At 67.6% G+C, this 16,266-nt stretch carries 17 protein-coding genes; 8 read left to right on the top strand and 9 right to left on the bottom strand.

All coding sequences use genetic code 11. The annotated features are described in order from the left end of the window. Nucleotides 1-40: 40 nt before the first annotated feature. The 6 genes from poxB to H9658_RS09780 all read right to left on the bottom strand — a co-directional run bounded on the left by poxB (nt 41) and on the right by H9658_RS09780 (nt 5,601). Nucleotides 41-1,750 carry a ubiquinone-dependent pyruvate dehydrogenase gene (gene poxB, locus H9658_RS09805; protein WP_191825324.1) on the bottom strand — a complete coding sequence of 570 codons (1,710 nt, stop codon included), beginning with the start codon at nt 1,748-1,750 and terminating at the stop codon, nt 41-43. A gap of 120 nt (nt 1,751-1,870) precedes the next feature. Then, entirely contained in the window at nt 1,871-2,311 is a 441-nt protein-coding gene (locus H9658_RS09800) for a low affinity iron permease family protein (protein ID WP_191825206.1), read from the bottom strand. 225 nt (nt 2,312-2,536) lie between these two features. Continuing rightward, nucleotides 2,537-2,839, bottom strand: coding sequence for a helix-turn-helix domain-containing protein (locus tag H9658_RS09795; RefSeq protein ID WP_191825205.1), 303 nt, complete (start codon nt 2,837-2,839; stop codon nt 2,537-2,539). Next, nucleotides 2,823-3,206, bottom strand: coding sequence for a type II toxin-antitoxin system RelE/ParE family toxin (locus tag H9658_RS09790; RefSeq protein WP_191825204.1), 384 nt, complete (start codon nt 3,204-3,206; stop codon nt 2,823-2,825). Before H9658_RS09790 ends, H9658_RS09795 begins: the two co-directional genes overlap by 17 nt. A gap of 176 nt (nt 3,207-3,382) precedes the next feature. Continuing rightward, nucleotides 3,383-4,513 (bottom strand): fatty acid desaturase family protein, encoded by a 1,131-nt coding sequence (locus H9658_RS09785; RefSeq protein WP_179567496.1) that lies wholly within the window; start codon nt 4,511-4,513, stop codon nt 3,383-3,385. A gap of 11 nt (nt 4,514-4,524) precedes the next feature. Next, nucleotides 4,525-5,601, bottom strand: coding sequence for a ferredoxin reductase (locus H9658_RS09780; protein ID WP_191825203.1), 1,077 nt, complete (start codon nt 5,599-5,601; stop codon nt 4,525-4,527). A 94-nt stretch (nt 5,602-5,695) separates the two neighbouring features. Between H9658_RS09780 and fabR the strand changes: the two genes are divergently transcribed. From fabR to H9658_RS09755, 5 genes are all read left to right on the top strand, one after another. After that, nucleotides 5,696-6,346 carry an HTH-type transcriptional repressor FabR gene (gene fabR / locus H9658_RS09775; RefSeq protein ID WP_191825202.1) on the top strand — a complete coding sequence of 217 codons (651 nt, stop codon included), beginning with the start codon at nt 5,696-5,698 and terminating at the stop codon, nt 6,344-6,346. A 269-nt stretch (nt 6,347-6,615) separates the two neighbouring features. Further along, entirely contained in the window at nt 6,616-7,053 is a 438-nt protein-coding gene (locus tag H9658_RS09770) for a hypothetical protein (protein WP_191825201.1), read from the top strand. Continuing rightward, the gene (locus H9658_RS09765) at nt 7,050-8,519 is read left to right on the top strand and encodes an ATPase domain-containing protein (protein ID WP_191825200.1); all 1,470 of its coding nucleotides are present in this window, start codon (nt 7,050-7,052) and stop codon (nt 8,517-8,519) included. The genes H9658_RS09770 and H9658_RS09765 overlap by 4 nt, the downstream gene beginning before the upstream one ends. Before the next feature lie 6 nt (nt 8,520-8,525). Continuing rightward, on the top strand, nt 8,526-10,127 hold the full coding sequence (locus H9658_RS09760) for a diguanylate cyclase domain-containing protein (protein ID WP_191825199.1): 1,602 nt from the start codon (nt 8,526-8,528) through the stop codon (nt 10,125-10,127). Nucleotides 10,128-10,242: 115 nt separating this feature from the next. Continuing rightward, complete coding sequence (locus H9658_RS09755; protein ID WP_191825198.1) at nt 10,243-11,109, top strand: SDR family oxidoreductase; 867 nt, start codon at nt 10,243-10,245, stop codon at nt 11,107-11,109. 174 nt (nt 11,110-11,283) lie between these two features. On the opposite strand, the gene H9658_RS09750 is transcribed toward H9658_RS09755, so the two are convergent. Next, nucleotides 11,284-12,150, bottom strand: a complete 867-nt coding sequence (locus H9658_RS09750) for an NAD(P)H-hydrate dehydratase (protein ID WP_191825197.1) — start codon at nt 12,148-12,150, stop codon at nt 11,284-11,286. Continuing rightward, entirely contained in the window at nt 12,147-12,902 is a 756-nt protein-coding gene (locus tag H9658_RS09745; RefSeq protein ID WP_318241282.1) for a histidine phosphatase family protein, read from the bottom strand. Before H9658_RS09745 ends, H9658_RS09750 begins: the two co-directional genes overlap by 4 nt. Nucleotides 12,903-13,181: 279 nt before the next feature. Between H9658_RS09745 and H9658_RS09740 the strand changes: the two genes are divergently transcribed. From H9658_RS09740 to H9658_RS09730, 3 genes are all read left to right on the top strand, one after another. Beyond that, a complete protein-coding gene (locus H9658_RS09740; RefSeq protein WP_191825196.1) occupies nt 13,182-13,694 on the top strand; it encodes a ferritin-like domain-containing protein in 513 nt (170 codons plus the stop codon). A gap of 53 nt (nt 13,695-13,747) precedes the next feature. Then, nucleotides 13,748-14,254, top strand: coding sequence for a YciE/YciF ferroxidase family protein (locus H9658_RS09735; protein ID WP_185815178.1), 507 nt, complete (start codon nt 13,748-13,750; stop codon nt 14,252-14,254). Nucleotides 14,255-14,377: 123 nt separating this feature from the next. Next, on the top strand, nt 14,378-15,280 hold the full coding sequence (locus H9658_RS09730) for a manganese catalase family protein (protein WP_191825195.1): 903 nt from the start codon (nt 14,378-14,380) through the stop codon (nt 15,278-15,280). A gap of 294 nt (nt 15,281-15,574) precedes the next feature. Here the strand turns inward: H9658_RS09730 and H9658_RS09725 are convergent, their stop codons facing one another. Further along, nucleotides 15,575-16,216, bottom strand: coding sequence for a DUF6766 family protein (locus H9658_RS09725; protein ID WP_191825194.1), 642 nt, complete (start codon nt 16,214-16,216; stop codon nt 15,575-15,577). Nucleotides 16,217-16,266 lie beyond the last annotated feature (50 nt).

Genomic DNA, 16,266 nt, shown 5'->3' with positions numbered 1-16,266 from the left:
AACACCGCGCATGCGCGGACGCACTGCTGCCGTTCACGGCTCAGCGCAGATTGGTCTTGACCAGTTCGACGACCTCGTCGCCGCGCCCGCTCATCACCGCGCGCAACAGATACAGGCCCATGCCCTTGGCCTGCTCCAGCTTGATCGCCGGCGGAATCACCAGCTCCTGGGTGGCCACGCGCACATCGACCAGCACCGGCCCCGGATGCGCGAAGGCCTGGCGCAGCGCCGGCTCCAGTTGCGCCGACTCGTCCACGCGCAGGCCGAGGATGCCCATCGCGTTGCTCATCGCCGCGAAGTCCGGATTGCTCAGGTCGGTACCGGTATCCAGATAGCCGGCCGACTTCATCTCCATCGCCACGAAGCCCAGCGAGGCATTGTTGTAGACCACCACCTTCACCGGCAGCCCCAGCTGCGCCAGGGAGATGAAATCGCCCATCAGCATGGTGAAGCCGCCGTCGCCGGACAGCGAGATCACCTGCCGCCGCGGGAACTGCGCCTGCGCGCCCAGCGCCTGCGGCATCGCGTTGGCCATCGAGCCGTGGTTGAACGAACCGAGCAGGCGGCGCTTGCCGTTCATGGTCAGATAGCGCGCCGCCCACACCGTGGGCGTGCCGACATCGCAGCTGAAGATCGCATCCTCGTCGGCCAGCGCATCGATCATCCGGGTCACGAACTGCGGGTGCAGCGGTTCGCCGGGCGCGGCCGCCACGGCCAGTTCGTCGAGGCCTTCGCGCGCCTTGCAGTAATGCGCCAGCGACTTGTCAAGGAAGCCGCGCTGCTCGCGCCGCTGCAGTTTCGGCAGCAGCGCGGCGATGGTCTCGCGCACGTCGGCGGCGATGCCCAGTTGCAGCGGCGTGCGCCGGCCCAGCGCGGCCGGATCGCGATCGACCTGCACGATCGCCGCGTCCTTCGGATAGAACTGGCGGTACGGGAAATCGGTGCCGAGCATCAACAGCGTGTCACAGTTGAGCATGGCCTGGTAGCCGGAACTGAAACCGATCAGGCCGGTCATGCCGACGTCGAACGGGTTGTCCCATTCCACGTGCTCCTTGCCGCGCAGCGCGTGCACGATCGGCGCGCCGAGCAGGTCGGCCAGCGCCACCAGCTCGTCGTGCGCGCCGGCGCAGCCGCTGCCGCACAGCAACGTGGTCGCCTCGCTTGCCTGCAGCAGCTCGGCCAGGCGCTCCACGTCGGCGTCGGCCGGCAGGATCCGCGGCGGCGCAAGCGCCGGCCAGGCGCTCGGCGTGCCCTTGGGCAGCTCCTGCAGCGCCACGTCGCCGGGAATCACCACCACCGCCACGCCCTGTTTCAGGATCGCGGTGCGCATCGCCCGGTGCAGCACCTCCGGCATCTGCGCCGGATTGGTGACCAGTTCGACATAGTGGCTGCACTCGCGGAACAGCTCCTGCGGATGGGTTTCCTGGAAGTAGCCCAGGCCGATCTCGGAAGACGGGATATGCGCGGCGATCGCCAGCACCGGCTGGTGGCTGCGATGGCAGTCGAACAGGCCGTTGATCAGGTGCAGGTTGCCCGGCCCGCAGCTGCCGGCGCAGACCGCGAGCTTGCCGGTCAGCGCGGCCTCGGCGCCGGCGGCGAACGCGGCCACCTCTTCGTGGCGCACGTGCATCCATTCGATGCTGTCCATCTGCCGCAGCGCGTCGGTCAGCCCGTTGAGGCTGTCGCCGGTCACTCCCCAGATGCGCTCGACACCGGCGCTTTCCAGGGTTTCGGCCAGATGCCGGGCGATGCTGAGTTTCGACACGTGCGCTGCTCCGCGGGAGGGGGAGCGACAGCGTCCCACGCGAGGCGTAAGTCCGGCGTCACGGAGCCGCCGGGCGCACGCGCGCGGCGCGGCGTGCGAAGCCGCTCACTCGGCGGTGTCGACATCCGGCGCGGCGGCCGTCGCCTGCTGCCCGCCGCTGCCCGTGCGTGCCTGCTGCTCGCGTCCGGCCGCACGCGCCAGCGCTTCGTACTGCTTGCGGATCTGTTCCAGGCGCTTCTCGTCCAGCTCTTCCAGGTTCAGCAGCTCGTTGTTGGCTTCGCGCGTGGCGCGGATCAGCTCGTCGAGCTTGATCTGCATCGCCGCGGTGTCGGCGTTCTGGGTATGCTGGATCAGGAACACCATCAGGAAGGTGATGATGGTGGTCCCGGTGTTGATCACCAGCTGCCAGGTATCGTTGAAGCCGAACACCGGGCCGCTGGCGCCCCATAGCGCCACGATGCCGAGCGCGATGCAGAATGTCCACGGCGTGCCGGCCGCGTACGACGCTTTCTTGGCGACGGCATTGAACAGGTTTGCAGCCTTCATCGCACACCTCGCGCAGTCGAATGGACCGGCGCACCAGGCGTGATGCGCGGGCAGCGCGGATGATCTGCGCCGCCGCGTGAGCGATGCGTGGAAAGTCAGGCACAAAACCGGCGGGTTCTCCCGCCAGTCCGTGTGCATGTCCCGTCGCCACGCTTGGCCGTGCGCCAACGCTTAGCCACCTGCACCGCGCTGCTGTAGCACTGCGCCGGAAACGCATGGCACGCGTTACAGGATCGCCTGAAGCCCCTTGTCGGCGATCACGTTGAGCAGCTTGAGCGCTGGCCCGGCAGGACGGGTTTCGCCCTGCTCCCACTTGCGCACCGTCGATGCCGTGGTATGCAGGTGATGCGCGAATACTGGCTGGCTGAACTTCAGGGCTTCGCGTAGACGCTTGATGTCGGCCGCGCCGAACGCTCGCACCGGCGGCGGACAGATCGCGTCGAATTCGCGCATCGTCACCTTGCCGATCGCTCCCGCTTCGTGGAGCGCGGCCAGATCACCACGCAGCGATTCAATGATTTTGCTCACACCGCACCTCCACTAATACGCCCGACTGCAAGGCTTTCAGCAAGGCTTCCCCGGACAGTTCCAGAAACACCTTGCCGGCGAACTGCAGCGCTTTCTTCTCTTCCTGCGCGATGTTCGCCTTGCCGCTCTTGGGGAACCCATGCAGGAACACGTAGCGACTGCCGATGCGAGCGGCCAACAACGTGCGGTAACCACCGCTCTTGCCGCCGCCAGGACGGGCCACCCGCTTCTTGTAGAGCTGACCGCCCAGATCCACGTCAATCAGCCAGGCTTCCATCTCCTGGACCGCTTTGCACAGAACGGTGCCGGACAGCTTTTCGCCGGCCTGCCACCGCGCAAAATCCCTTCGCTTGAACGTGCGAGTCATCCTTGCCTCCAAAACATACCCGAAACGGGTACATATTTCCATATCCTGGCAGCGCCTGCACCCCGCCATTTCCTCCCGTCTGCACAAGACTACGGCCGCAAGCCCAAAGGAGTCGGCATAAAAAAAGCAGGCCAGACTGGCCTGCTTTCGTTGGCATCACGCGTCGTCCGGCGCGATCAACCCGTCTGCTGCATCGCCTCGTGCTGGCGTACCTGGCGCACCGGCCGCGGCCGGCTCGGGAAGGCGTGGCGCACGATCCGCCACATCACCTGGCCGAACTGGCGCGGCAGCGAGCCGGTGTTGTAGTGCTGGCCGTAGCGCGCGCAGATCGCCTTCACCTCCACCGCCAGCGCCGCGTAGCGGTTGGCCGGGATGTCCGGGTAGAAGTGGTGCTCGATCTGGTGGCTCAGGTTGCCCGACAGCACGTTCAGCAGCTTGCCGCCGGCCAGGTTGGAAGAACCGCGCAGCTGGCGCAGATACCAGTGGCCGCGCGACTCGCCCTTGATCGACTCCTTCGGGAAGGTCTCCGCATCGGCGGTGAAGTGGCCGCAGAAGATGATCACGAAGGTCCAGATGCTGCGCAGCACGTTGGCGGCGAGGTTGCCCAGCAGCACGGTCAGGAAGAACGGGCCGGCCAGCGCCGGGAAGATCACGTAGTCCTTCAGGATCTGCCGGCCCATCTTGCGGCCGACCGGCAGGAAGGTGCGGCGCAGCTCGCCGCGCTTCATCTTGCCGGCGAACCAGCGGCCCAGGCGCAGGTCCTGGATCGCCACGCCCCATTCGAACAGCAGCGCGAACACCACCGCGATGAACGGCTGCGCCAGATAGAACGGACGCCAGCGCTGCTCGGGGAAGATGCGCAGCAGGCCGTAGCCGATGTCGTCGTCCATGCCGCGCACGTTGGTGTAGGTGTGGTGCTTGAAGTTGTGCGTCTTGCGCCAGTTGTCGCCGGTGGCGACGATGTCCCACTCGTAGGTGTTGCCGTTGAGCTGGGCATCGCCCATCCAGTCGTACTGGCCGTGCATCACGTTGTGGCCCAGTTCCATGTTCTCCAGGATCTTGGACAGGGTCAGCAGCGCCACGCCGGCGATCCACGCCGGCCACAGCACGCTGTGCACGAACGCGCCCAGGAACAGCAGCGCGCGCCCGGCCAGGCCGGTGTAGCGCACCGCGGCGACGATGCGGCGGATGTAGCGCGCGTCGGCCTCGCCCAGGGTGGCGACGGTGCGCACGCGCAGCGCATCGAGTTCGTCGCCGAAGGCCTGCAGTTCGGCCGGGGTCAGTGCGCGGTTGCGGGGAGCAGCCATGGGGAAGTCCTTCAAAGGTCCAGGATCAGGTCGCTGCTGGCGCTGTTGATGCACAGCTTCAGCATCGAACCCGGTTCGGTGGCGTGCGCGCCGGTGAGCAGGTCGCGGGTCGCCCCGGATTGCTTGCCGCACGCGCAGCTGTTGCAGATGCCCATGCGGCAACCGTGCTTCGGGCGCAGGCCTTCGGCTTCCAGCGCAGTCAGCAGCGATTGCCCGCGCGGCAGCTGTAGCACACGGCCGCTACGCGCCAGCGTCACCGCGACCGTGCCGTGTTCGGCATCGGCCAGCAGCGGCGTGCTGAACGCCTCGGCCTGGAAGCGCGCGACGCTGCCTTCCAGACGCGCACGCGCGGCCTGCACGAAGCCGCCGGGACCGCAGGCCAGCACCTGCGCCTGCTCCAGCCCGGCCAGGTGCGCCAGCGGCAACGTGTCCACGCGCGGCGCCGGCGCATCGCCTTCGCCGGTGATCGCCAGCTGCAGGCGGAAACGCGGGTGCGCGGCGGCCAGCGCCTGCAGTTCGTCGACGAAGCACACCTGGTCGCGGCGCCGCGCCCAGTAGATCAGGTCCACGTCGGCCGGCATGCCGGCGTCGGCCAGCTGCCGCAGCAGCGCGCGCATCGGGGTGATGCCGCTGCCGGCGGCCAGCAGCAGCCAGCGTCCCTGCGGCGCGGCGGGCAGCACCATGTCGCCGAACGCCTGGCCCAGTTCGAAGGTCTCGCCGATCCGTGCGGCGTCGGCCAGGTACTGGCTGACGCGGCCGCCGTCGATCGTCTTGACGGTGATCGCCAGGCGCCCGCCCGGCAGCGGCGTGGGGCTGTAGCTGCGGGTCAGGCGACGTCCGTCGATCTCCACGCCCAGTTGCACGTGCTGGCCGGCGCGCAGGCCGCGCCAGTGGCGGTTGGCCTTGAGGATCAGGGTCACCGCGTCGCTGCTGGCGCGTTCGCGCTGCAGCAGCCGCGCGCGCGGGCGCTGCCAGGTCCACAGCGGATGGATCCGCGTGGACCAGAAATCGAACACCTCCGGCTGCACCCAGGCGCGCAGGGCGCGGGTGGCGGAGCGGGTGGCGGCAGGACGGCGGGCAGCGTTCATGGCGCCCACTATACAGGCGCAGATACAGATGTCTATACAGTTGTATATTCACGAAGAGGGGTATGATCGCGGCCTTGTCTCGCCCAGTCCGCCCATGACGTCCATCGTTCCCCTGCCCCTGTCCGAGGACGCGCTGCCCGCGCGCAAGAGCGCGATCTCGCGCGAAGACCTGCTGGCGGCGGCGCTGAAGCTGATCGGGCCGCACCGCAGCGTGTCCACGCTGAGCCTGCGCGAAGTGACCCGCGAGGCCGGCATCGCCCCGAACAGCTTCTATCGCCAGTTCCGCGACATGGACGAATTGGCGGTGGCACTGATCGACCTGGCCGGCAGTTCGCTGCGCACCATCATCGGCCAGGCGCGGCAGCGCGCGGCCGGCAGCAACCGCAGCGTGATCCTCAGTTCGGTGGAAACCTTCATGGAGCAGCTGCGCGCCGACGACAAGCTGCTGCACGTGCTGCTGCGCGAGGGCACGGTCGGCTCGGACGCGTTCAAGCACGCGGTGGACCGCGAGCTGAACTACTTCGAGGAAGAGCTGCGCGTGGACCTGATCCGCCTGGCCGCGATCGACAATGCGCCGCTACACGAGCCGGCGCTGGTGTCCAAGGCGATCACCCGGCTGGTGTTCGCGATGGGCGCCACCGCGATGGACCTGCCGCCGGAGAAAGACCCGGAACTGATCCGCCAGATCAGCGCGATGCTGCGCATGATCATCCTCGGCTCGCGCACGATCGCCGCTTCGGCGTAATCGCTTCCGCGCCGGCGCATGGGCTCGACGCCATTGCGCCCTGAACTGTTTATTCGCTGTCTACGTATCCGTCCATAACCCGCCTTCCGCCTTGATCGGCAGGGCGTTGCGATGGGCGGAATGCCTCGGCGCGCTCCTGCCGTACCCGCCGCCGATAGCATCGCCCCGCTTTTACCGGCGGTTGCCGGACGCATGAGTACAACGCCACGCGCGTTGCGTGACCGAAGGTATACAGTGGGGACACATAATCCGCAGGTACGCGCAAGGCAATGGAGAACCCCGCGTTATCTGCGACGGTAGCCGCGCTCGCACGACAAGCAGCCGACGGCGCCGAGGCGTCGACGATCGCGACATCCGTCACTTCGACGTGGCGGCAGATCGAACAGGCACTGATCCCGATCCTGGGCGCACGCGGCGTCGCCGCACTGTTCAAACGCGCCCTGTTCCTGACCAAGGACCGCTTCCCGTGGCTGGAAGAGGCCTTTGTCGCGACCGAGGCGTCCAGCGAACACGCCGCGCTAGACAGCTTCGGCCTGGTGCTGGGCCAGCAAAGCGCCACCACCGCGGCCGCAGGCGGCGGCACATTCCTTTCGACCTTTCATGGCGTGCTGGACAGCATGATCGGCGCAACCCTCACCGAACGGCTGTTGCAGTCGGTGTGGGTCGCCTCTTCCAGCGGACCTCCCGCGCAGGACACTTCCCCATGAGCAGCAAAGTCGCCATTCATTGCCTGCGGACCGGCGTCCCCGGACTCGACAAGGTATTGGGTGGAGGATTGCCCGAATTCTCGTTCAACCTGATCGCCGGGCCGCCCGGCTGCGGCAAGACCACGCTCGCGCACCAGATGATGTTCGCGCTGGCCACGCCCGAGCGTCCGGCGCTGTACTTCAGCGTGCTCGGCGAGCCGCCACTGAAGATGCTGCGCTACCAGCAGCAGTTCGACTTCTTCGATACAACGGCGATCAACGCCACGATCCACTTCGTCAACCTCTCCGAGGAAACCCTGGCCGGCGATTTGGACCGGGTGCTGGCGCGCATGGTCGCCGAAGTGGAGGCGCACGGCCCAGCGCTGGTGTTCGTCGATTCGTTCCGCTCGGTGGCGCTGGCCAGCACCGCCGACGGCAACCTGCACAACAGCCTGCAACGCTTCATCCAGCAGTTGGGCATGCTGATGACCAGCTGGCAGGCCACCACCTTCCTGATCGGCGAATACTTCGTGGAATCCGATCCCAATCCGGTGTTCACCGTGGCCGACGGGCTGATCTGGTTGCGGCAGAGCGTGCAGCGCAACTCGATGGTGCGCAAGATGGAGATCATGAAGATGCGCGGCAGCCCGTCGCTGCCGGGGCTGCACACGTTCCGCATCGACCATTCCGGCATGCGGGTGTTCGCGCCGGTGCCGGTGCTGCCACTAGGCGCACCATCGCCGCGCACCGGCGCGCGCTTGCCGATGGGCGTGCCGGAGCTGGATGCGATGCTCGGCGGCGGCCTGCCGCAAGGCTATTCGCTGCTGGTCGCAGGCCCCTCCGGCTCCGGCAAGACCTTGCTCGCCGCGGCGTTCCTCGCCGAAGGCGCGCGTTATGGCGACAACGGCGTGCTGGTCGTCTTCGAGCAGCAGCCGCAGCGCTCGCGCACGCCCGCGCTGGCGGCATTGATCGCGAGCGGCCAGGTCGGCGTGGTGGACAGCCGTGCGCCGGACCTGTCGATCGACGAGATCCTGCAGTTGTTGGTCGCGGAAATCGACCGGCTCGGCGCCACCCGCGTGGTGATCGATTCGCTGTCGGCGTTCGAGCTGGCGTTGGCGCCGACGTTTCGCGAAGACTTTCGCGAATCGCTGTCGCGCATGGTGGTGGCCTTGGCCGCGACCGGCGTCACCGTGCTGATGACCTCGGAACTGGAAGACCGCTACACCGACCTGCGCTTCAGCCCCTACGGCACCGCCTTCATGACCGATGCGATCATCGTGCAGCGCTACATCGAGGTGGACAGCCGGCTGCGCCGGGTCATGGCCGTGGTCAAGGTGCGCGCGAGCGCGCACTCGGACGCGCTGCGGGAATTCCATATCGACGACAGCGGCATTCGCATCGGCGCGGCGTTGCCGCAGCAGGAAGGCCTGCTCGGCGGCCGGCCGATGCGCAAATACGGCGTGCATGACGCCCTCGACACGAGTTGACCGCGCATGCAGACGCCCTCCGACCAGCACGCGATCGACGCGGCCCGGCTCGAGCTCTCGCACCTGCGCCGCCAGTCGCTGGTCGCGCGGCTGGAGCTGGATCGGTTGCAAGCGGACCTGAGTACGCTGAAAGAACGTGCGCCGCTCGGACTGGCGACCGATCTGCAAGCGGCCAACGAACGCCTGGTGTTCTCCACGCTACGCGCCCAGGCGCAAGTGGCGAGCTACGAAACGGCGCTGCAGGACGCCACGCGCCATGCCAAGCGCGACGCGTTGACCGGCTTGCCGAACCGCGAACTGCTGTTCGAACGGCTCAATCTGGCCATCACCACGGCGCACGCGCAGCACAGCCGGATCGCCGTGCTGTTCCTGGATCTGAACGAATTCAAGCAGGTCAACGATCTGCTCGGCCATGCGACCGGCGACAGGTTCCTGCGCCTGGCCGCCGAGCGCATCGACGGCATCGTCGACGCGCATGTCACGGTGGCGCGCTATGGCGGCGACGAGTTCGTCGTGGTGTTGACCGGACTGAGCACCAACGCCTACGCCGCCGCGACAGCGACGGCGCTGATCGAAGCCTTCGAACGGCCGGCGGTCGCCGGCGAGGATGCGCTGCGGCTGGGGGTGAGCATCGGCATCAGCCTGTATCCGGACGATGCCGACAACGCGGAGGCCCTGCTGTCACATTCGGACGACGCCATGTATTGCGCCAAGCGCCTGTCGACGGCCCGCTTCGAATTCTACGATCCGCGCCGCGTCGCCGAACTGCATGCGCACCGCAATGCCTTGGGCGCGAAAGCGCGCGCGATCGACGCAACGACGGCACCAGATGCGGGTGAGAGCGAACAGCAGGCGCAGCTGCGCCAGGCCAACCAACACCTGGTGCTGGCGGCACTGAGCGCGCAGGAATTGCAGGCCGGCGCCGAGAAGGCCTACCAGCGGCAGGGCGAGTTCCTGGCCTTCGTGGCGCACGAGCTGCGCAATCCGCTGACGCCGATCCGCATCGCTGGCTCGATGCTGACCACCCTGGCGCCCGCCGAGCTGCTGAACATGCAGCAGATCATCGAACACGAGGTCGCGCACATGACCCGCCTGGTCGGCGACCTGTTGGACGTTTCTCGGGTCCGCACCGGCAAGCTGCGCCTGATCAAGCAAGCGATGGATCTGTGCGAGATCATCGAGGAGGCGGCCAATGCCTGCCGCCCGGCGATCGACGCGCGCCAGCAGACGTTGGCGTTGACCATGCCCGAGCATGCGCTGTGGATGCACGGCGACCGCGTCCGCCTGTCGCAGGTGGTGCGCAATCTGCTGGACAACGCTTCCAAGTACACGCCCGAGCACGGCCGGTTGGCGCTGGAGCTGCAGCACAGCGAGGACCAGGCGCAGTTGATCGTCTCCGACACCGGCATCGGCATCACCGCGCAGGCGCTGCCGTTGGTGTTCGAACCGTTCGTGCAGGACACGCATGCGATCGGTTTCCACAGCGGCGGCCTGGGCATCGGACTGACCGTGGTGCGCGAGATCGTGACCGCACACGGCGGCACGGTGGTCGCCAGCAGCGACGGACAGGACCGCGGCAGCGTGTTCAGCGTGTCGCTGCCGCTGTAACCCGACACGCGCGCGGCGCGCGGCATCGCTGCACACACGACGACGACGCGATCTTGGCCGGGCCTTTACCCACTGACGCGCAAGGTGTCCCTTCCCCCCGAAGCAGGACATCGCCATGCCGGTTCCGAACTATCCCTATCCGCCCTTCAAGCCGCAGCAGCAGTCGTTCCCCGGCCTGACCGACAAGATGGATCCGAAGCCGGACCATGGCGAGGACAGCTACGTCGGCCACGGTTTGCTGCAGGGCAAGCGCACGCTGATCACCGGCGGCGACAGCGGCATCGGCGCCGCGGTGGCCATCGCCTATGCACGCGAAGGCGCCGACGTGGCCATCGCCTACCTGCCCAGCGAACAGCACGATGCCGAACGCATCGGCAAGCTGGTCGAGGCCGCCGGCGTGCGCGTGCTGCTGTACCCCTGCGACGTCAGCGACCGCGCACAGGCGCAGGCGCTGATCGCGACCGTGGCCGAGCGTTTCGGCGGACTCGACGTACTGGTCAACAACGCCGCCTACCAACGCTACTTCCACAGCTTCGAGGAAATCACCCTGGACGAGTGGGAGAAGACCTTCGCCACCAACGTGCATGCGCCGTTCCATCTGGTGCAGCTGGCGGTGCCGCATATGCCCGAAGGCGGTTCGATCATCAATACCGCCTCGGTCAACTCGAAGAAGCCCACGCCCAACATCCTGCCCTACTCCACCACCAAGGGCGCGGTCGCCAATCTGACCATCGGCCTGGCCGGATTGCTCGCCGACAAGAAGATCCGGGTCAACGCGGTATTGCCGGGGCCGATCTGGACCCCGTTCATTCCTGCCGGCATGGACGAAGACTCGGTCAAGGAGTTCGGCTCGCAGACGCCGTTCGGCCGCCCCGGACAGCCGGCGGAACTGGCCTCGGCCTATGTAATGCTCGCTGCCGACACCTCCAGCTACACCTCCGGCACGCTGCTCACCATCGCCGGCGGTGCCGCGACGCTGTGATGGGCCGTAACGGCGGCCATGCTGCGATTGGCGGATCGCTGCGACAACGCAGTACCGACTAGTGATAGCCGCCACCGCGCCGCCGCCGCGTGAGCGCGGCAGCGGCGTTGCCTACGCGCGAGCGCCACGCGCGCACCTCGCACCGCGACACTTCGCTCTCGCCCGGCCTCAACCTCATCCGGCGGCGAGCAGGCCCGGAATCCGCGTCGCGATCTCGCGCGCCAGCGGCCCCAGCGGGCCGATCTGCCGCGCCAACAGCGCGCCGGCACGTGCGTGCAGGTGCACGCCCCACACCGCCGCCTGCGTGCTGCCGGCGCCACGCGCCTGCAAGCCGCAGATGATGCCGGCCAGCACGTCGCCGGAACCGGAGGTACCCAGGCTGGCGCTGCCGCCGCGGTGCACCCAGTGCGTGCCATCCGGCGCGGCAATCACCGTGGTCGCCGACTTCAGCACCACCACCGCGCCGCTGCGGCGTGCGTAGCGCAGCGCGATGGTCGCCGGGTCCGCCGCGATGCGCTCGATCGGCACGCCGCTCAATGCGGACATCTCGCCATGGTGCGGGGTCAGCACGATGCGCGCCGGATCGGCCATGTCGCGGGTGTCGACCAGCGCCCCGGCATCGAGCACCACGCCGCAGCGCGTGTCCTCCAGCAGCCGCGCGATCTGCTTGCGCAACGCTGGGCGGGCGCGCATGCCGGGACCGAGCAACAGCGCGTCGGCGCGCGCGGCATCGGCGTGCAGCGCCTGGCCGCCGATGCGCAGTTCGCCGTCGGCGGCCGCCGTCAGGCCCACCACCCTGGCCTCGGGCAGGGCGATCGCCATCGCCGTGGCCACCGGGCGCGCGGTGGCCACCTGCAGCTTGCCGGCGCCGGCGCGCAACGCCGCCTCTGCCGCCAGCAACGCCGCGCCGGGAATTTCGCAGCTGCCGCCGATCACCAGTACGCGCCCGCGCTGCTCCTTGCCGGCGATGCCCGCGGCGCTGGGCAACGGCCAGCGCCGCAACAGCGTCGCGGTCACCGGGATCGCGCGCGCCTGGGTCACCGCGGCCCGCCCGGCTGGTCGGCCGCGGTGGTCACCGGCACCTCGAACGGCACCGCGTTGGCCTGGACCAGGCCGAAATGCAGCGTCCCGTCGGCGTCGCCGACGCCGTATTCGGTGACGCTGCAGTTGGGCACGTCGCCGCCCCGGTCGATGTCCAGGATCGCCGCCTCGTCGAGGCGTTCGAGCAGGTAGCGCATGCAGTTGACGATGACCTGGTGGGCGACGATCAACACGCGCTGGCCCGCATGATCGCGGCGCAGTTCCTCGACCACGCTGCGCAGGCGCAGGATCACGTCGCACCAGCTTTCGCCGCCGGGCGGGCGGAAGTAGAACTTGCCGACCGAGGCGCGCTGTTCGGCCAGTTCCGGGAAACGGCTGACGATGCCGTGCCGGGTGTAGCGGTCGAGGATGCCGAACTCCTTCTCGCGCAGGCGCTCGTCCAGCAGCTGCGCCATCGGCGGCACCTGCAGCGCCGCGCCGATCGCGGCGCAGGTCTGCTGCGCGCGCAGGAACGGCGAGGTCAGCAGGACCTGGGGCCGCGCCGTCGCCGGCAAGGCCGCGAACCACTGCCCGAGCTGCTGCGATTGCTGCACGCCCAGTGCGGACAACGGCGTGTCGGCATCGCGCGTGGCGATGTCGATCAGCTCCTGCCCGGAGGCTTCGGCGATATCGCGGGCGACATTGCCCGCGCTCTGTCCATGCCGCACCAGCCACAGACGTTGCGGCCAATCGGCGTGATCGAGTTTCGGCACGAGGGTCTCCTGTATCGATGGCCTGCACGAGCCTGGCGCGGGCGCCGTGAACGCGCGGTCGCCGCACGCCCGACGGTGGCGGAGAGCGCTGCCGCATTCAGCGTTTTCAGCGCGACGTTGACGCGCTCCGCTCCTCGCAAGGCGTTCACCCTTCATTGCATCCGCGCTAACGGGCGTGCGTCTAGCTTGGCCTGCACAGGGGAAAAAACAGCCGATACGTGGCGCACTCCGCGAGTGCGCGGCGCTATCAAGATCCACGAATCCTTTTGGAGGAAGTTCATGACGCGAAGCAACCCCGAGCGTTTGCTGAAATGGCTGCAGGACGCCTACGCGATGGAGCAGGAGGCGAACACCATGCTGACCGCCACCGCCGGCCGCCTGGAGCATTACCCCGAACTCAAGGCGCGGATCGAGCAGCACATCGCCGAGACCCGCGACCAGTCCGACCAGGTCAAGCGCTGCATCGAACTGCTCGACGGTTCCATCCCGACCATCAAGGGGGCCGTGGCCAGCGTGATGGCGACGGTACATGCCGCCGGCAATTCGATGATGAGCGACGAAGTGGCCAAGAGCCTCGGGATCAGTTACGCCTTCGAACACATGGAAATCGCCAGCTATCGCGCGCTGGTCATTGCCGCCAAGGAGGCGGGCCAAACGCAGATCGCCGAGATCTGCGCCGCCATTCTCGACCAGGAAATCGCCATGGCCGAGTGGCTGATCGAACACCAGGAGGCCACGATCCTGGCCTTCCTGAAACGCGAACGGACCGAGGGCCAGACCGCCAAGCGCTAGTCCGCACGCCCACCCTGCACCATCCCACTACCCGATCACGGAGATCCACCGACATGGCTATCAAGACCATCGACGACCTGTTCCTGCACGAACTTTCCGACATCTACAGCGCGGAAAAGCAACTGACCAAGGCGCTGCCGAAACTGGCCCGCGCTTCCACCAATCCGGCCCTGCGCGCGGCCTTCGAAGCCCATCTGGAAGAGACCCAGGGCCAGATCGAACGCATCGACCAGATCGTGGAAAAACTCGAACTGCGCCTGAAGCGCATCAAGTGCGCGGCGATGGAGGGCCTGGTGGAGGAAGGCAAGGAAGTGATCGAATCGATCGAGGCCGGCCCGGTGCGCGATGCGGCGCTGATCGGCGGCGCGCAGAAAGTGGAGCACTACGAGATCGCGTCCTACGGCACGCTGGCCGCGATGGCCAAGCAATTGGGCAAGACCGACGCGCTCAAGCTGCTGCTGGAAACGCTGGAAGAGGAAAAGTCCACCGACGAGAAGCTGACCATGCTCGCCGAGCAGGGCGGCAACCAGGAAGCCGCTCAGAAGCGCAAGGCGGCCTGACCGCGCGACCGCGGCGCCGATTGCCGGCGCCGCGGCTTTTTATACCCAGACGCGCCCACTGGCCACGACGCCTGATCGCTAGGTCGTCGTGGCTTTGCCGTGGGCGCACTCCAGGAGATTTTCATGTTCATGCACAACAAGCGGTTGATGTACACGGTGCACGTGGCCAAGCCGGATCCGGCCTTGGCCTCGCTGATGCTCGAGCAGTTCGGCGGCCCGCAAGGCGAACTGGCCGCCGCCATGCGCTATTTCACCCAGGCCATCGGCGAGGTCGATCCGGGCCGCAAGGACCTGCTGTACGACATCGCCACCGAGGAACTGAGCCATCTGGAGATCATCGGTTCGATCATCGCCATGCTCAACCAGGGACCCAAGGCGGTGCTGTCCGAAGGCATGGTCGAAGCCGAGGAGATGCGCAACCTGACCAGGAACAACAACACCAGCCAGACCCAGCAGATCCTGTACGGCGGCGGCCCGGCGCTGGTGAACTCCAGCGGCGTGCCGTGGAGTGCGGCGTATGTGGATTCCATCGGCGAACCCACCGCCGACCTGCGCTCCAATATCGCCGCCGAGGCACGCGCGAAGATCGTCTACGAGCGCCTGATCAACGTCACCGACGATCCGGGCATCGTCGATGCCTTGAAGTTCCTGATGACCCGCGAGATAGCGCACCAGAAGTCGTTCGAGAAGGCGCTGTACGCGATCGAGCCGAACTTCCCGCCGGGCAAGCTGCCGGGCGATCCGGCGTTCACCGACACGTTCTACGACATGTCGCAGGGCGATGGCGACATCAACGGCCCCTGGAACAGCGGCAGCCAATGGGAAAAGGTCTCCGACCGCAACCGCCAGGCGGCCGTGGATGGCGGCAGCGGCGTGCCCAGCGTCGGCCTGAGTCCGGCCGAGGAGAGCGCGCTGCAGGCGCTTGCGGCGCGCACCATGTCGCAGCAGGACAGCGATCCGACCACCGGCGCCGATCTGGGTGCGGGTCCGGGCGCCGGTTCGACCAAGGGCGACATCAAGCTGTGAGCACACGGTCCGCAGCGGCGAGTCCTTCGCCGCTGCAGATTCGCCAGGACCCGACCGGGACACGCCCGCAGCGTGGGCACTTGTAGGAGCGACTTCAGTCGCGACAGGCACTTTCGATAGCATCCTGTCGCGACTGAAGTCGCTCCTACGATATCTAACATCATCGGAATCGAAGCTGTTTCCAACCCGATACGCCAGCTCGCTCGTGTCGGCCATGCGCGCGTGACGCACTCCAGCAGCACACGAATACGCCGTCGCCTCGGAACGCAGCAGGCTCGGCAGCCACGCGCCCGCTCAATCGCCGGTCTGCGTGTGCGGCGCATGCACCGGTTTGGATTGCGGCGAATCCTTCTGCCGCAGCCAGATGGTCAGCACCACCAGCGCGAACACGGCCAGGAACTCGCTCTGCCAGTTCTGCATCGACTCGAACCAGAACTGCGCGCCGGTCGCGTGCTCGAAAAGCGAGATCGCCGGCAGCCGTTGCATCGCCCGCTCGGCCAGTTCGTGCCGCCAGCTGCCCAGCGCATGCAGCACGAAGCTGGTCAGGAACAGCAAGCCGAACGCCAGCGCCAGCGAGCGTTCGTACAGCCACAGCCAGATGCCGCCGGCACGCACCGGCCACGGCGGCGTGCCGGGCGCGACGCTGTCGTCTTCCTGCTCGGGCGACAGCGGCCGCGATTCGGCCGAGCCCCACTGCCGCAGCTTCACCGTCAGCACCACATACATGCCCATCTGCAGGAATTCGCTCTCCCAGTTCTCGAACAGCGCACCGACGAAATGGCCGCTGTGCAGGTATTCCCAGAACATCAGCGGCGCCAGTCCCTGCTGGCGCAGTTCGTCGTTGTAGGCGAGGTGGCCGCTAAGCGCCTGGCCGCCCATGAACAGCAGGGTCAGCCCCAACAGCACCAGCGACAGGCCATTGCGTTTCCAGAACATGAGCGATTGCCTCCTTCCTGCGCTACGCACGGTCGTGCGATCGCGGATAT

It is taken from the genome of Xanthomonas bonasiae, from assembly GCF_014836395.1.
Lineage (GTDB): Bacteria > Pseudomonadota > Gammaproteobacteria > Xanthomonadales > Xanthomonadaceae > Xanthomonas_A > Xanthomonas_A bonasiae.
The sequence above is the reverse complement of the archived record's forward strand: the minus strand, read 5'-3'. Positions and strand labels throughout refer to the sequence as shown.